Consider the following 248-nt stretch of genomic DNA (forward strand, 5'->3'; position numbering starts at 1 on the left):
TCTTTGTACCCCGTACGGGATTTGAACCCGTGTTACCGCCGTGAGAGGGCGGCGTCCTAGGCCGCTAGACGAACGGGGCTTAGAACTGAATCCAACCCAACTGAGTGAGCGAATTCCGCTGGCCTACCAGGACTCGAACCTAGAATGACGGTACCAGAAACCGTTGTGTTGCCAATTACACCATAGGCCAATAAAGACTGGCGCTTTCGCGCTGTCTTTGTACCCCGTACGGGATTTGAACCCGTGTT

Annotated in this window: 2 tRNA genes; both read right to left on the reverse strand. The window is 54.4% G+C overall.

Annotation, left to right across the window (positions count from 1 at the left end):
• Nucleotides 1–6: 6 nt before the first annotated feature.
• Nucleotides 7–79: transfer RNA gene (locus HMPREF3053_RS04505), tRNA-Glu, on the reverse strand.
• A gap of 39 nt (nt 80–118) precedes the next feature.
• Nucleotides 119–190 (reverse strand) — tRNA-Gln (locus tag HMPREF3053_RS04510).
• Between the last annotated feature and the right edge of the window lie 58 nt (nt 191–248).

The sequence above is a fragment of the Corynebacterium sp. HMSC064E07 genome, assembly GCF_001815745.1.
In the GTDB taxonomy this organism is placed as follows: domain Bacteria; phylum Actinomycetota; class Actinomycetes; order Mycobacteriales; family Mycobacteriaceae; genus Corynebacterium; species Corynebacterium jeikeium_D.